The 540-nt window shown below is 63.1% G+C and carries 1 protein-coding gene; it reads right to left on the minus strand.

The window, feature by feature from the left end; all coding sequences use genetic code 11:
* Positions 1-540: type VI secretion system Vgr family protein (locus tag U5805_RS31590; RefSeq protein ID WP_322107406.1), on the minus strand; the 540-nt coding region annotated here is incomplete at both ends.

Raw genomic sequence — 540 nt, forward strand, 5'->3', positions numbered from 1 at the left:
CTGGGCCTGGAACTGGACCGGACCCTTCGCGGCGAAGATCTTGATGCCGCACTTCTGCACGAAGAGCGAAATCTTTTCGCCGACGGCGGCCGTAAAGCTCTTGAGCACGCTGAAATCGACGTTCTTGCCTGCGGTGGCACTCAGGTTGTCCTGCGCAGCAAACTGGATCCCCCCGGCCGCCACGAGCCCCGCCGATGCCGGCGTGCTCATGAGGAGGCCCGGCTTCTTCAGCCCGTCGAGATCGTCCTTGACCTGCTGCTGGGCGGCGGTGTCCGCAGGCTCTGCCTTCGCGCTGCTTGCCGAGTTTGCAAGGGCTTTGGCAAGCTCCAGCGCGCTTTCGAGCTGCGCGGTGGTCTCCTGCATGTCGAGTTGTTTGCCATTGGCACCCGGGCGATCGTAGGTGGTCACCATCACGCCCTTTCCCGCGCGGATTGCCCCCCATCCCGATGTACGAAGCTCCTGGCCTTCACCGCGGTATTCGAGCTTGTTGTTGACCAGGTAGCCAAGGTTTAGCTGTGACTTGCCGGAGTGCTCCGTGCC

The sequence above is a fragment of the Paraburkholderia sp. J41 genome, assembly GCF_905220235.1.
Taxonomy (GTDB): Bacteria; Pseudomonadota; Gammaproteobacteria; order Burkholderiales; family Burkholderiaceae; genus Paraburkholderia.